Source organism: Alkalinema pantanalense CENA528, from assembly GCF_050753345.1.
GTDB classification, from domain to species: Bacteria; Cyanobacteriota; Cyanobacteriia; order Leptolyngbyales; family Leptolyngbyaceae; genus Alkalinema; species Alkalinema pantanalense.
This window is the reverse complement of record NZ_JBLZFX010000027.1, coordinates 50091-65353: the sequence shown is the minus strand read 5'-3', so window position 1 is coordinate 65353 and position 15263 is coordinate 50091. Positions and strand designations below refer to the sequence as shown.

At 49.8% G+C, this 15263-nt stretch carries 7 protein-coding genes; 1 reads left to right on the top strand and 6 read right to left on the bottom strand.

Annotation, left to right across the window (positions count from 1 at the left end; all coding sequences use genetic code 11):
* Window positions 1–421: 421 nt before the first annotated feature.
* The gene (locus ACN4EG_RS11345) at window positions 422–1546 is read right to left on the bottom strand and encodes an ABC transporter ATP-binding protein (protein ID WP_431629537.1); all 1125 of its coding nucleotides are present in this window, start codon (window positions 1544–1546) and stop codon (window positions 422–424) included.
* A gap of 163 nt (window positions 1547–1709) precedes the next feature.
* On the opposite strand from ACN4EG_RS11345, the gene ACN4EG_RS11340 reads away from it, so the two are divergent.
* A complete protein-coding gene (locus ACN4EG_RS11340; protein WP_431629536.1) occupies window positions 1710–3404 on the top strand; it encodes an ABC transporter permease in 1695 nt (564 codons plus the stop codon).
* Between the two features lie 171 nt (window positions 3405–3575).
* Here ACN4EG_RS11340 and ACN4EG_RS11335 read toward each other — a convergent pair whose 3' ends face one another.
* The 5 genes from ACN4EG_RS11335 to ACN4EG_RS11315 all read right to left on the bottom strand — a co-directional run bounded on the left by ACN4EG_RS11335 (window position 3576) and on the right by ACN4EG_RS11315 (window position 15140).
* Window positions 3576–4649 carry a Fe(3+) ABC transporter substrate-binding protein gene (locus ACN4EG_RS11335; RefSeq protein WP_431629535.1) on the bottom strand — a complete coding sequence of 358 codons (1074 nt, stop codon included), beginning with the start codon at window positions 4647–4649 and terminating at the stop codon, window positions 3576–3578.
* Window positions 4650–5166: 517 nt separating this feature from the next.
* Complete coding sequence (locus tag ACN4EG_RS11330) at window positions 5167–10842, bottom strand: hybrid sensor histidine kinase/response regulator (protein WP_431629534.1); 5676 nt, start codon at window positions 10840–10842, stop codon at window positions 5167–5169.
* Between the two features lie 117 nt (window positions 10843–10959).
* Complete coding sequence (locus ACN4EG_RS11325; protein ID WP_431629533.1) at window positions 10960–13767, bottom strand: methyl-accepting chemotaxis protein; 2808 nt, start codon at window positions 13765–13767, stop codon at window positions 10960–10962.
* A 471-nt stretch (window positions 13768–14238) separates the two neighbouring features.
* Window positions 14239–14766, bottom strand: coding sequence for a chemotaxis protein CheW (locus ACN4EG_RS11320; protein ID WP_431629531.1), 528 nt, complete (start codon window positions 14764–14766; stop codon window positions 14239–14241).
* Between the two features lie 8 nt (window positions 14767–14774).
* The gene (locus tag ACN4EG_RS11315) at window positions 14775–15140 is read right to left on the bottom strand and encodes a response regulator transcription factor (protein ID WP_190576177.1); all 366 of its coding nucleotides are present in this window, start codon (window positions 15138–15140) and stop codon (window positions 14775–14777) included.
* Window positions 15141–15263: the final 123 nt, after the last annotated feature.

Here is a 15263-nt window from a genome sequence, read left to right as displayed (position 1 = left end):
GTACAATATTTTCCATATGGCTATCCATCCGGTGCGTTTTGGATTAATTTGCACCCTATCCGATGGATAGCTTCTCTGTCCACTCCTGCCTCGCTAAAATTGTCCGGACTATTGATTGATAGAAGTTGATACTAATCCATTAGCTTTTCTATTAGCAATTTCATTTCACGATCGACGAAAGGTTGCGCTAATAAATTCCAAGGCGGGGGCGAATCCACTGCGCCAGTAAGTCCAGGAATGAACTTCCCCGTAGGTAATCCAAGCGGTATCATCGGCCTGACTACCCGTGTAGCAGGTAGACTACCGGATAGGAACGCACAGACCTTTCGTAGTCAGCAGGAAGGTAGACCGTGTGTCAATCAGATATTTTGTTCAAGCTCGATCTCATGCAAGTTATGCAATTTAGGCGCATCAAGTTGGGTTAATCGGGCAATACTGCAAACCGATTTTCCCGCACTTTCACGGTTACGCAATCCTCGAGCGCAATCCGATCGCTGGTTCGAGCATGAAGTTCGACACCCGCTGCATTCACCAGCCGATAACGATACTCCCGTCCTAAAAATTCTCGATCGCAGATCTTAAAGTTCCCCATAGAATCGGGGCAAAGTTGCAAATCTTCTTGCCGAATCATTAATGTTACTTTAGTCGGCGATGTTGCATTAATCGGTAAGGTTGCATTGCTGGCAGAATTAGCAAAATTACTAGTCGCTGAAGACAATTGCTCGATCGAGAAATTCCCTAAGTCCGTGACCCAATGGTCTTCCTGCCGGACTGCGTTGACAAAATTAGCTTGGGCGACAAATTCGGCCACAAATTGCGTTGCTGGGTGCTGATAGAGGTCTTCGGGCGTGGCCAATTGCTCTAAACGTCCCTTCGACAGCACCGCCACCCGATCGCACATTGACAGTGCCTCTTCCTGATCGTGGGTGACGAAAACGGCAGAAATCCCCGCTTGCTTCAAAATCGATCGAATTTCCTGGCGCAGCCGAAGTCGCACCTGGGCATCCAAATTACTCAACGGTTCATCTAGCAAGATCAATTGCGGACGGGGCGCAAGGGCACGGGCCAAGGCTACCCGTTGTTGCTGTCCCCCCGACAGTTGGTGGGGATAGCGTTTTTCCAATCCTTCCAATCCCACTAAGCCGATCGCATTCCGCACCCGATCGATTTGTTCTGCCCGCGTCAACCCCAACTTCGTCAAACCAAAGCGAATATTCTCCCCTGCCGTTAGATGGGGAAAGAGGGCATAGTCCTGAAACACCATGCCGACATTGCGTTTTTCAGGAGGAATGGCCCGATCGGGCGTCGCCACCACCTGCCCTGACAGCACAATCTGCCCTGCACTCGGCTGCTCAAACCCAGCAATCATCCGCAATAACGTCGTTTTGCCGCAACCCGACGGCCCCAGCAACCCCAGCAAATCTCCCTCTTGAAGTGCGATCGAAATGTTTTGCACGGCTGCCACTGCCGTCTGGGGAAACTGTTTGGTCACAGCATCAAGATGCAAAATGACGGGTTCAGCCCCCATTGGAGTGGGAAAATTCATGGGCGTATTCGCAGAGGAAAGATTGGCAGACATATAGCTTCCAGCAGCTTCCAGCAAGGGAAATTTAATTTATTGCAAGTATTCATCAATAATTCTACGGCGCAGACTCCAGGATATCTGAAATAATTTTCTAATAGGGCAATTAGTGAGTGACGGAAGAATCATGCAGCGTGGAATGCAACCGCGATCGACTCCTGGGAATGCGATCGCCCTGTGGGGTCAAAGCATTGGCAATTGGCTATGGATTGCCACAATCGTCAGCTTGGCGATCATCCTATCTTCGCCGATTTGGGCCATTTTAGGGGGACTGTGGGTCGATTCTGGGGCAGTCTGGCAGAATCTAGCAACCACCGTACTGCCAACCTATGTTATGAACTCCATTTGGTTGATGGTGGGCGTGGGTGTGGGTGTAGCGGCGATCGGGACAGGAACCGCATGGCTGGTGACGCTCTGTCGCTTTCCAGGCAGTCGTTTTTTTGAATGGGCGATGCTCCTGCCCTTGGCAGCTCCTAGCTATATCCTGGCCTATACCTATACAGAATTGCTGGACTACTACGGCCCCGTCCAAAGCACGCTGCGGCAACTCTTTGGTTGGCAATCGGCGGAGGACTATTGGTTCCCCAATGTACGATCGCTCCCTGGCGCAATCTTGATGTTGACGTTAGTGTTGTATCCCTACGTTTATTTAATTGCCCGATCGGCTTTTTTGACCCAATCAGTAGTTACTTTAGAAGCCAGTCGCAGCCTGGGTTGCAATCCCTGGCAAAGCTTTTTTCGAGTTGCAATTCCCCTAGCGCGACCAGCGATTATTGCGGGGTTGTCTTTAGCCTTAATGGAAACGCTAAATGATTTCGGAACCGTTGAATTTTTCTCAGTGCAAACCTTCACCACAGGCATCTATCGCACCTGGTTTGACATGGGAGAACAGGGGGCTGCCATCCAATTGGCGCTGTGCCTTTTGGGGTTTATCCTCGTGCTGATTGTCTTTGAGCGGTTCTCGCGGGGACAGGCGAAATATTATCAGACGGCCAATCGAATCCAGGATTTATCGCGCTATTCCCTTGGCTGGGGGCGATCGCTCCTGGCTTGGATGGCCTGTGGCGTGCCACTGACTTTGGGTTTTGTCGTTCCGGCAGGCTTACTCGCCCACATGACTTGGGTTAACCGCGACATTGCCTTTGACAGTCAATTTATAGACTATGCCCAACATAGTTTTTGGCTCGCTTTTATGACGGCTGGGATTGCAATGGTGATTGCGGTGGTGATGAATTATGGTAAACGGTTACATCACACATGGATAACCAAGGTTGCCACCCAAGCAGCCGCCCTGGGCTATGCAGTTCCAAGCGCGATCGTGGTGATTGGGATCCTGCTGCCCTTGGGAAAAATTGATCAGGCGATCGGGGACTGGTTAGAAGCGCAATTTGGCATTACAACAGGCTTGCTGGTGAGTGGAACCGTTACAGCCTTAATTTTTGCCTATATCGTTCGGTTTCTTGCGGTAGCAATGAATTCCGTCGAAGCAAGCTTAACTAATATCAAGCCCAGCCTAGATGAAGCGGCGCGTAGTCTGGGGGAAGGCTGGTTCGGTACGCTTTGGCGGGTTCATATTCCCCTCTTGCGAAGTGGATTGTTAACGGCAATTCTGCTGGTATTTGTCGATGTGATGAAGGAATTACCGGCCACTCTCATTGTTCGTCCATTTAACTTCGATACCTTAGCCGTTCGAGTCTACAATCTGGCTGCCGATGAACGATTATCTGAAGCGGCGGGTTCTGCCTTGGCGATCGTGTTAGTCGGTTTAGTTCCAGTCATCTTGCTCAGTTGGCAAATGACGCGATCGCGCCAGACTCGTTAGATTAGTAGAATTCCCCAATTGTCACCACAAGCCATGGGAAACACACATAAACACATACAAAAGTGCACACACTAGTAATTACAATAGTGCATGCACAATCTATGGAACCGATCTCAAATTTTTGATTACGACAATCAAAAAACTGTTGTCTAGAGGATGACTTCCAGATTTTTACTTCCAACCTACTCGGTTAGCAATCTCTAGCGCTTTACCGTTATTCACACCGTAAATTTCAGCATTGAGTTTATCTTCCTTAAAGCTGCCAAACTCCTTCAGTACAGCATCCATCTCCACCCCCCGCAGAACAGGATATTCATTGTTGCTCTTCGCAAAAATCTCTTGGGCTTCTCGGCTGGCTAAGTGCTCCAAGAATTTAACGGCTGCTTCTTGGTTCTTGGAAGACTTCACCACAGCGGCACCACTGATATTGATGTGGGTTCCCCGACCCAAAGCTCCAGATCCTTGCTGGTTCGGGAAAGCAATGCGAATCTTGCTAGCAATTTCCTTGTCTTCTGGTTTTTGGGACTTGAATAACCGAGCGACGTAGTACTGATTAACGAAGGTAATGTGACCTTGACCCGCTGCCACTGCCTTAATTTGCGCAGTATCATTCCCTTCCGGCTGACGCGCCATGTTGGCGACAATGCCCTTAGCCCACTCTTCAGCCTTGTTCTCGTCGTAGGCGGCAATGATGGAGCCGATCAGAGATTGGTTGTAGACATGGCCGGAGGAACGGGTCACAATCCGACCTTTCCAACGGGAATCCGCTAGGCTTTCGTAACTAATTCCCTTCAGTTCATCACCGCTGACCTTCTCGCGGTTATAAACCAACACCCGCGCCCGTTTTGCCATCCCAAACCAATGGCCTGCACCATCCCGTAGTTCCTTAGGAATCACAGTTTCCAAGGTTTTCGACTTCACAGGCAGCAAGATGCCAGCCTCCTGCGCCCGCACCAATCGTCCCGCATCCACGGTAATAATCACATCCGCAGGGCTTTTATCTCCTTCGCTTTGAATGCGGCTGATCAACTTGTCTGCATCCGCCTCAATCAAATTAACCTTAATGCCAGTTTTTTGCGTAAAGCTTTCGTAGATCGATCGATCGGTATCGTAATGCCGTGCAGAGTAGAGATTCACGACCTGATCTGTCTTCGCTTGTCCAGCTTGGCTCCGCAGAATTTGCTCGAATGCAACCGCAGAAAAAGCAGCGCCCGTGGCCAAAAATGTACGTCTCGTAATACTCATAAATCCCGTCTATCCCGATCGACTATCACAATCAACAAAGCAAACTGAAATCCAAAAAAGATGCAATTCTCATTAGAATCTCAAAAATGACATTCCTGAGCTAAGACAGGTTCATACAACATGTCTTAAACCAATATGGAACGTCAAAAAACTCATCAATAGTTTCTAAAAGCTCGTTCAACTTAATCATTCAGCCATCGATCATGAGCGATTCATTCAATCTAGATCAAGTAGGTATTGCATAGGTGTCGCCATGAACCTGACAACCACTTTGCAATTTGAAATTAGATTAGGAACCCAGAAAGTGAATACAAGCTTATTAGTAACTATTATCAAGATCTAAGCATAAGCTTAGTAAGAATTACTGTCAAGTAAGGGAAGGTCGAAAAAATAGCCACCAATCGTGGGCGCAGGCTTTGTTAAGTAGCTTGCTTCCGCGATCGGTAGCTCTGAAGAGTTGCTATGGGAATTACTTACGACCCAGCCAATAGCATGGTCTCACAGCTTAAATAAAAGGCTATTCCTTGCTCATCAATACTTCTCCCTTCAGCATACGTTGTGCTGCATCCAACAGGGCTTCTTCCAAGTAGGGCTTGGTAAAGTAGCCGCTGGCTCCCAGGGAGGAGGCCATTTGACGGTGACGATCGGCTCCGCGAGAGGTCAGCATCGCGATCGGAAGATGCTTCAAGGCAGGATCCTTTTGAATGCGTGAGAGCAATTCCAACCCATCCATGCGAGGCATTTCAATGTCACAGAAGACAATGTCGCAGGGCAACCCCGATCTCAGTTTTTCCCAAGCCTCTTGGCCGTCGCGCGCTTGTTCCACCCGGTAACCCACCTTGTTAAAGGTCATGGACAGCAATTCACGTACCGTGATTGAGTCGTCCACAATCAGTACCATCGGTTCCGTCTTCGCGGCGGCGGGTTCGGCTGCCGCTTGGCCACCTTGATCCCACATGCTGCCACTATCCCGACGGATGCGACCCATGGAGAGATCAATCAGTTCCAGCACATCGGCGATCGGCATAATCCGACCATCCCCTAGCACCGTCGCCCCAGCAATCCCAACCGGTTTAGGCACTGGCCCTTCCAGTTGCTTAATTACAATTTCCTGCTCACCAAGAACTTGATCGACTTGGAGGGCAAGGTAATTTCCAGCACTTCGCAGAACCACCACCGACACCATGTCGTCTTCTTGGTTTCCACCGTAGACATTACCTCGGCTGAGGTGACGATTGTGTGCCAAAAGTTCCGTGAGAGGACGCAAAGGTAACAAGGTATCTCGCCAAGAAATGCACTCTTGCCCTTCAGCGTTTGTTTGGATCCGTTCCTTGGGCAGATCCAACATATCCTCGACCCCATCCATGGGGAAGGCAATTCTCGCCCGATCGCTAATGCAGCAGAGCGCCTTAGAAATACTCAGGGTCAGTGGCAAACGAATGGTAAAGGTGGTGCCTTTGCCAAAACTAGAATCCGTATTAATCGCCCCTCGAATTTCACTCAAGCTGGTGCGCACGACATCCATCCCCACGCCCCGACCGGCAAAGTCATCAGCCTTATCTCTTGTACTAAAGCCGGGATGGAACAAGAGATCGTAAATATCCAACTGACTCATGGTTTGGGCTTCAGCGCTGGTGATCAGCCCCTTCTCGATCGCTTTTTGGCGTACCCGCTCAACATCAATTCCCGCGCCATCATCTGCAACGGAAATCACCGTTTGGTTCCCTTGGTGGAAGGCTCGAATCAAAATCCGCCCAGTTTCCGGCTTGCCCGACTGCTGGCGCTCTTCCACTGTTTCAATTCCGTGGGTAATGGCGTTGTTGACCAAGTGAGTCATGGGATCATAAAGATGCTCCAGAATCATCTTGTCAATCAGGGTTTCGCGACCCTCAATTACCAGTTCCGCCTGCTTACCACATTTCACGGCAATGTCCCGCACTGCTCGGGGCAGCCGATCAGCAGTCTGGGCAAAGGGCACCATGCGAGACCGGGTCAGGCCTTCTTGCAACTGTGTCGTGACTTGACGGAACATGCGTGTGACTTGATCCGTTTCATCTACGATAAATTCGATGTCAGAAGCCGACTCCCGGACTCGGACAATCAATTCGATCATTTCTTGGGACAACGAGTGGAATCCCGTGAACCGATCCATTTCCAAAGGATCATATTCCACTGGATTTTCCCGCTGGCCTTCCGGCGCAGTTGTCACATGCTGTAATGAAAGACTTCCTGCCATGCGGCTTTGCCGACTGGCGAGCAATGAACTCTCCAGCAGCGATCGCTCATACAGATCTTGCATCCGCTGGCCCACATCGCTGAGTTGCTGAACTTGATAAAGCAAATTATCTAGCGATTGCCGCAGCCGCTCTTGATCCTGTTCCAGACTATTTCGGTTAACCACCAACTCCCCAACCAGGTTGCTGAGGTTATCCAGGTGCTTCACAGGAACCCGCATGGTCTGTTCGCTAAACCCTTTGCTCGATCGTACCGTTCTACGACCTGCTTGGGCAGGAGCCATGCCTTTCGAGCCAGATGTAGCACTGGGGAGCGATTTATCGCCATCTTCTAGCAATCGCTCTAAGTCATCGAATTCTGGATCCGAAGCCAGCCGCAACGACTCTCCGATTTCGCCCCCGCCTGAGAGTAGCGCCTCTAAATCAGAAAATTGATGATTCCCACCATCGACCGGGGCAGAGGTGAGATCGATCGAATCATTCGACCCTAACAGTGCCTCCAGATCTGCAAATGCTCCTCCCTCTCCAGAAACCTCCATTGTCTCCAATCGCAGTTCGGAGCCATCTTCCTGCAGAGACCCCATGTCCAGCAAACCATCCAGGTCATCTAACCCAGACATCGCCAATTCTGGACTGTCAGAGGTTTGATGCAATGCGGCAGCTCCAAAGCCCGCTGCACCAGCCGCGATCCCTGCATTCATCAAGAAACCAAATTCGTCTAGTTCAGCGTCTTCTGAGGAGTCGGTATCCACCATTGCAAGATCTGCATCTGAGCCCAACAGACTCTCTAACTCACCCATCTCTTCTGCCGCTATCGAGTCCGCCGCATTCGTAACCGACAATCCCTCATCGTCCCAGGGCGAAGGTTCATCTAAATTAAAATCCAAATCATCTAAATTGGCTGCTGCCACAGTATCTCCACCACCCAGAAAATCGGGTGAAAGAAAATCAGGAGAGCCGACCAAGTCAGTCCCGCCTTCGTCCAAGCCAGCATCTAGATCATTCAAGGAGAGGGACTCATCCAAATCGAATCCAGACTCAGGGAAGAGACCATCAAAATCAGCTGACGTTGCCTCCATTTCACTGGAACCCTCTAAGGTCCAGTCATTTAATGCCGAGTCATCTAACGCCAAATCTTCCAGAGGATTTTTTTGCGAATCAGCAACACTCAATTCATTTCCGAATTCATGGTCTAATTCATCAAACTCTAGGCCATCTAAACCGTTGAGCTCCAGCAGATCGGATTCTAAATCCAAGTCAGGAACTGCCCCCGTATCTAGCGTTCCAGCCTCACCAAACAGGTCGTTCAAGTCATCCGCTTCAGCCGTCTCTGGGGAATTCTCTGCACTGTGACTAATGGTCAAATCGCTCAAGGATAAATCATCGATCGCCAAATCATCTAAACCTAAATCAGCCCTCTCAGTCACTGCAAAAGAGGATGCATTACCTATGTCAGCAATTTCATCTAAGCTATTGTTTTCATCCCACAAGTTGGCATCAAGGGACAATTCCTCAATCGCGGAGAAGCCCAGATCATCACCCAATAACCCTGATGAGCTTCCTTCTGTTAGAGCATCGGCAGCTAGTTCTGGCTCAATATCCAACAGTTGATTATCTAGTTGTCCCTCCTCCACCTGAAGATCTGTGATGGCGTTATCCCCCATGCCCAGACCTAGAAAAGCGGTTTCATTCTCTTCCTCAGGCAGATCTAGAAAAGTGGTTTCATCACTTGTCACACTGCCCGACAGATTATCTAACCCTTCGAGTTCACCAAACAGATCAAACCCTGAGGATGCTCCGGTTGCGTTTGATGTTCCATCTAAGTTGAAGGCATCAGCCTCTTGACTCAAGTCTTCTCCGAGAAAATCTGCCATTTCAGAATCAACGGAAACCGCTACTTGATTGGCTTCAGAGAGAAAATTCTCCTCTCGCCATTCCATGCCATTCTCCGTAGTCTCTGCATCCTTTGCAAAATCTCCCCCTAAGTCTGCGAAATCAAAGTCTAGATCCGCTGGGATGTCCGCACCCAGGAATGTGGTTTCTTCTAATGTAGTTTCCTCGTCTAAGCCAGTGGTATTGAACAAGTCACTAACAGCATCCAAATCTGAGTTAGGGGTGGCAGCAGCACCATCCCAATTGTCTCCAAAATCCAATCCCAGATCCTCTAGATCCCCGAGTCCTCCAAGGTCATCAAGTTCTTGATCCCCATCAGTGTCAAGCCCGATCGCTAATAAATCCCCTTGAGCAGAAATATCCTCAGATCCTCCGCTGGTTAAGTCGAATTCGTTCTCATCTAGACCCATGAAGAGTTCGCCTAGATTATCCAGAGAGGCATGGGATTCACTATCTAAGCCTAAACCGTCATCTATCCCAAAATCATCATGCATTCCCCCCTCTGCATGGGAAGCCTGGGGATTTTCCTCAATCTCCAGAAAATCCAACCCTAAATCATCTAAATCCAACCCATCTGCACCTGCATTGAAGGATCCATTAAGATTTCCAGACAGACTTAAACCCTCAACGATCGCGCCATTACCAACCTCAGTGCTATCAGAGGATTGGGAAAGTTCATCCAAAAGATCTCCCCCAAACAAATCTGTCAGATCATCGGCATCCTGAGTTTCCAGCCCTTTAGCCGCCTCTTCAAGCAAAAAGTCATCCAGATTGTCATCCGTCGGGGCAACCGAAGACTCACCCACTAGATTCAATGACTCTGCATCTACCAGAACCTCTTCTTCTTGCCAAGTAGAGCCAAGGTCAGGAACTTCTCCTTCAAACAAGTCTGCCAACGAATTGAGCTCTGCCATGCCCATTTCCGGCCCATTGTCATCTAAGGCAAACAAATCATCCACGACTGCGGCTTCAGATAAGCCACCAAATTCATCTACAGGTAGAGTATCTCCGAGATCAAGTTCATCGAGCTCCATCAAGCTCGCACTTGCACTTTCCAGTTCCAACCCATCCAGATCCAAATCATCTAAACCAAACTCCGAGGAGTTATCCTCCAGAAAACCAAAATCACCCCCTTCGCCGGATTCTTCTAGAGCGCCCGTTGCAAATAAATCGTCTTGTGCAAATAAGTCATCTTGTGCAGCTTGCCCAAACAAGTCATCAAAGGAGGCACTGGCAAAGTCAGCGGCTGAAACGCTATTCGAGTCAAATTCCGCTGCGATCGGGACTAAACTTGCCAATTGATCACTGGGGTAGAGTGTCGCATCCTTGCCCTGAATGACAAGTTCCTGCCCTTGCTTAAGTTCCTTGATTACCAAAGGAGCAAGGGTGCGCCAGGGATTATCTGGACAGGCGATCGCCCGTCGTGCAGTTTCTGTGAGATTACACCAACCCGTCAAATTAAAGGGCTCCCCTAATGCTTTCAAAGCATCACAGAGATCTTGTAATTGCTGTCGCCCTTCCGGTTGAGCATCCGCTTGCTTAAAGAGTTCTAGCATTTCCCGCAGTTGGGAAGGCACATGGTCTTGGAAAATCCGCACCATGGTTGAATCAGGTTTTGCAACGGCTGGTTTACCACTAGCCGCTGCCGTTAAAGTGGTTAAATGACGTTCAATTTCACCAAAAACAGGGTCTACCGCCGCCATTGCCTGGGAGGAGGCGTCCTCTGTTAATCCAAAAGGCCCCTGCAATTGCTCTAGTAACCCTTGCAGGGAATCAAACACCTGCAAAAGCAAGGATTCTAACTTTTGGTCAACGGGAACCCCTGGTGTTTCTTTCAAGATTTTGAAATAGTCTTCCAATCGGTGAGAGATTTTCTGAATCCCGCCCAGATTGAGCATTGCAGCTCCACCTTTTACAGAGTGGGCTGCTCGAAACACTTCGTTGGCCATCTCTGGATCTTCGATCGTGCTTTGCAGATTCAGCAAACCCTGCTCAATGGTATTGAGGTGATCCTTTGCCTCCTCAATAAAGTAACCCATGATTCGTTGCTGTTGTTCAGGCTGCATAGCTATATCCCTATTTAATAGATCGCCTTCCCGAGAGGTAGTTCTGTTTTATCGCAAATGGCTATTGAAGTTATAGCGCAGTATTTTTTTGTCAAGGGTAGATTGACTCTCCCTCGGCTAGCTACGATCGACAGTTTCAACGCGGAACCGTTCCACCGAGGTCAACAGGTCACGGGCAACTCCCACCAGATTTTGCAGAGAAGCTGACACGCGCTGGGCCTCTTGAGAAGTTTCCTGGGCCGTCAATTCCACCGATTGCATCACCTGCGCCACGGCCCGCGAAGTTTCCGTTTGCTCCACGGTATCCGCTGTAATGGATTGCACCAGAGTGTTAATCCGGTTCGACACTTGAATGATGTCATCCAGCGATCGCTTCGCCTGTTCTGCTAAGCGCGTCCCTTCAATCACCTGTTGCGTCCCTTCTTCCATAGCGGTCATCACTGACCCCGTTTCACTTTGAATCTGCAACACGATTTGTTCAATTTCCTTAGAAGCTTTGGCAGCCCGGTCAGCCAACTGACGGACTTCGTCGGCGACGATCGCAAAGCCTCGACCTGCTTCACCGGCCCGAGCCGCTTCGATACTGGCGTTCAAAGCCAGCAAGTTGGTTCGGGAGGCAATTTGGGAAATCAACGCCACAATCTTGGAAATTTCCTGGGAAGATTCAGCTAATCGCTTCACCTTGCGGGTGGTCTCCGCCACGGTCTCTCGGATTTCCAGAATCCCCGACACCGTCCGTTCTACAGCTTCTCCGCCCTTAAGTGCCGTTGCCGATGCCTGTTGAGCCACCAACTCTGCCTCCCGTGCACTTTCGGCCACCCGTTGAATGGAATCCGTCATCATCTGTACGGAATTGAGGGTAACTGCCAGTTCTTCCGCTTGACGCAATGCATCCGATGACAGTCCTCGGGCGAACATTTCGTTTTCAGTGGAGCCCTTACTTACCTGACGAGCCGCCAACTTTACCTGTTGGACGATCTCCCGCAGGTTTTGAATGGTCAAGTTGAATGAGTCAGCAACGGCACCCAGCACGTCTGCGGTTACCTCCGCTTGGACTGTCAAATCGCCTCGGGCAGCTCCTTCCACATCGTCTAGGAGTCGAATCACTTGGCGTTGCAGATCTTCCTTGGCTTGTTCCTGTTCTTCAGCCTTACGTTGCGCTTCGCTGGTCGTTGTCAGAATCACGCGAGCCATTTGGTTGAACCCAGCAGACAATTGGCCAATCTCGTCTTCTGAATAGACGCTGGCGCGGGCATTGAGATTACCGTTGCAGACCGAATCGAATTGATTTCGCAAATCATTAATCGATCGCTGCATTTGCTTAGCATTCAATTGCCCAACGGCATAGGCGGTTCCACCACCCACCAAGAACCCAGCTAGAGCCATCAGCCAGCCCGTTCCGGTCAACCGGGATACCACTTCACGATTCACCTGCTGAGCATTGGCATCCTGCCCCTTGGACACATCAGAGCTACTCGCTACGGCAAAACTCACAATCCCGACTGCTAGGGCTGAGGCGGCCCCTGCGGCCAACGCCACTACCCACTGTTTTGCCTGCAAAGGGGCATTTTCCAGGGGAGCCAGCCAGCCCTGCTCTACGGTGGGTGCAATTTCTACGCTTTGCGGTTCCAACTGCGTAAAACTGGGCAGTTGTTCACTGCTACTGGAAAAGTTAAACAACTCATCATCTCGGATGGAGCTTGTTTCTCCAAACCCTCCTCCTGGCACGCCTGTAGCTAGCCCACTGCCGGAAATAGCGAAGCTACTCCCCATGGAGGGACTAGTAAACCCAGCAGAGTCTTCCGACATATCAAAGTCGGCCAAGTTTCCCAAGTCATCAAAGTCTTCGAAATCATCTAAGAAATCGACTCCCCCACTGTTAGGACTGGAGGTTGACTTAAAGGCATTGGCCGAATTGTCAAACTTTGCTTCTCCGGAAAAATCAGCAATTTCCATAGTTTCTGCAGTTTTTCCTGGATCTCTTCCACCCAAATCAAAGCTGCGAACTGGCGCATCCCCTCCAGACAAACTGGTGCTGTTGCCCATAAACAGAGTTGCTTCGTCAGCATCCTGGGCAACCGAGTAAGAGGGGCTTATAGAGGATATCCCCGCCTGACTATTCCCTCCGAGTACAAAAGCTGGAGGGGAAAGGCCATCTTCCGATTCTGCAGTGAATGCAGCAGAACTGTTGACGCGATCGTCGTCCGGAAAGACTTGGTCAAATTCACTAAAGGCGTCTGGCAAGGGTTCGTCTACCAGAGGATAATCCGCAGGATCCTCGATCTCAAAATCTTCTAGCCCTCCAGATTCCTCTAGAGAAAAGCCATTAGCCGAAGCATGCGCGACGTCACTAGTCACGTCGTCTCCAAAGGGATTACTTGCGAACGGATTAGCATCAGCATCCGCCAGTACAACTTGATCTAAGGAGTCAGCTTGGAAATCAAAGGGATTGGCTTGAAAGGAAGTCACAGGCTCTTCCTGGCGCAGGGGGGCAGAATCCTCATCCAAATCGAAATCCATATCTGCTAAGACAAAATCATTTCCCCCATCTGTAGCAGAACCCTCTTGCCAGCCAGGGGCATCATACTCGTAGGTATTCAGAGATCCTGTATCTGGTTCAACACCTACCGCCACCCCATTACTCTCCGCTGCACATTGGCGGGCATAGTTCAACCCCGTATTGGCATAGTCCACAAATTCTGGATCGGAGGTGACCTCTAGAACCGACTGATACTCATCTTGAGCAACGTCATAGTGCTGCAGCCCATAGCAATAGATATGCCCCTTCAGCAAACGCGCACTGGGATCCTGGGGGTAATCTACTACAAGGCGATCAACAATCTCAGCCGCCTCTTCGTAACGCCCTTGCATGTAGGCTTTTTCCGCTTGTTGATATTCCTGTGCAAACTCAGTGCCGCGTGCCATTTGCCTCCTCCCAGTGCTTACTTGCCATGCCGTTAAAAAGTTTGACGCTGATTTTACGTTTCTCCTGTAGCCATTGCACCTACTGTTATCAGGCGTAGAATTCCGTTGTAGAGTTAGACTAGGATGACGCTCAGTGTGTGTAACCACCTGTTACCTGAAGGCCCAAGCCGGAGTCAGGACTGAACGGTTATCGCTGACTGCTCCCTCGATGAATGAGGGTACTTCAGGATACTGAATTTTTAAAGTTTTGAACAACTGAATCGTTTTTTATCTGGATTGCTCCAGCAAGATGTGTAAGTTCTCATAGGTATACCATTCTAGGAAAATTGTTAAGCCTTCAACTGTAATTGACTCGGGAGTAGGGATTTTCCAGCGAAGAAGTCTCTAGGGAGTAGCCAGTGCTATCTACACGTCTAAGCTAACAATACCCATCCCATTCAGTGGAACACATGGGAACGTATCAGGACGACCTTAAGCAGCCCAGCGCGCCGATCGTAGAATAGAGACTTGATCTAGCAGCCGAAGAAAGCGACTTCCTTGATCAAAATGCCATTCACCCCGCAGAAACGGCGCAACACTATCGTTGACATTGCTTGCAGGATGAACTTGCTCAACATCCAGCCATTCCATCCCAACGACTCGATCGACCGCAAGTCCTAGCAGGATATCCTGATCTTCCACAGCAATCACTGAGATTTCTTGGCGATCGGTATTTAGAGGCACGGGATCCCCCAAAAATTGCCCTAGATCTGCGACCCACACAACTCGCCCCCGTACATTCAAGGTACCCAGCAACAGGGGAGAGACATTGGGAATTGGGGTAATGCGATCGGGTGCAGGCGACAGGACTTCCCGAATTCCAGTCGCTGGCAGAGCGAACTCACCCCCTGAGGGAATAAAAAATCGCAGGTGCAACTCACCTTCTGGACTTTCCAACTCCTGAAATTCCGGGGCTTGATCCTGACCCCGCCCTGTCAAAAAATCTGGATTACCAACCATGGGTACCCCTAACCTCGTAACAACTGTTTTACAGTACCGACCAACTCAGTGGGCTGAAACGGCTTGGCGATATAGGCATCTGCCCCCTGTTTCATTCCCCAATAGCGATCGAACTCCTCTCCTTTCGAGGAACACATCACCACAGGAACATTCTGTGTTTTGGGATCGGACTTGAGGCGACGACAGACTTCGTACCCATTCATCCGAGGCATGACAATGTCCAAAACGACCAAATCTGGACATTGCCCCTGGATTTGCTCCAGAGCCTCTACCCCATCGGAGGCTATCGTCACACTGAGACCGCTCCCTTTGAGGAGATCCGTAATCATTTCCCGTTGAGTGACACTGTCTTCCACCACTAAGACTGTACTCATAACCCCCTACCTGCTCAATTGGCCTGACCGATCGCGGGAAACCTACCGCTCCTTGGAAGAACCATCTAGATATTAATTAAGGTACCCTCAATCGCTGAAATAATAATGAAGCTCCTGGGAAAA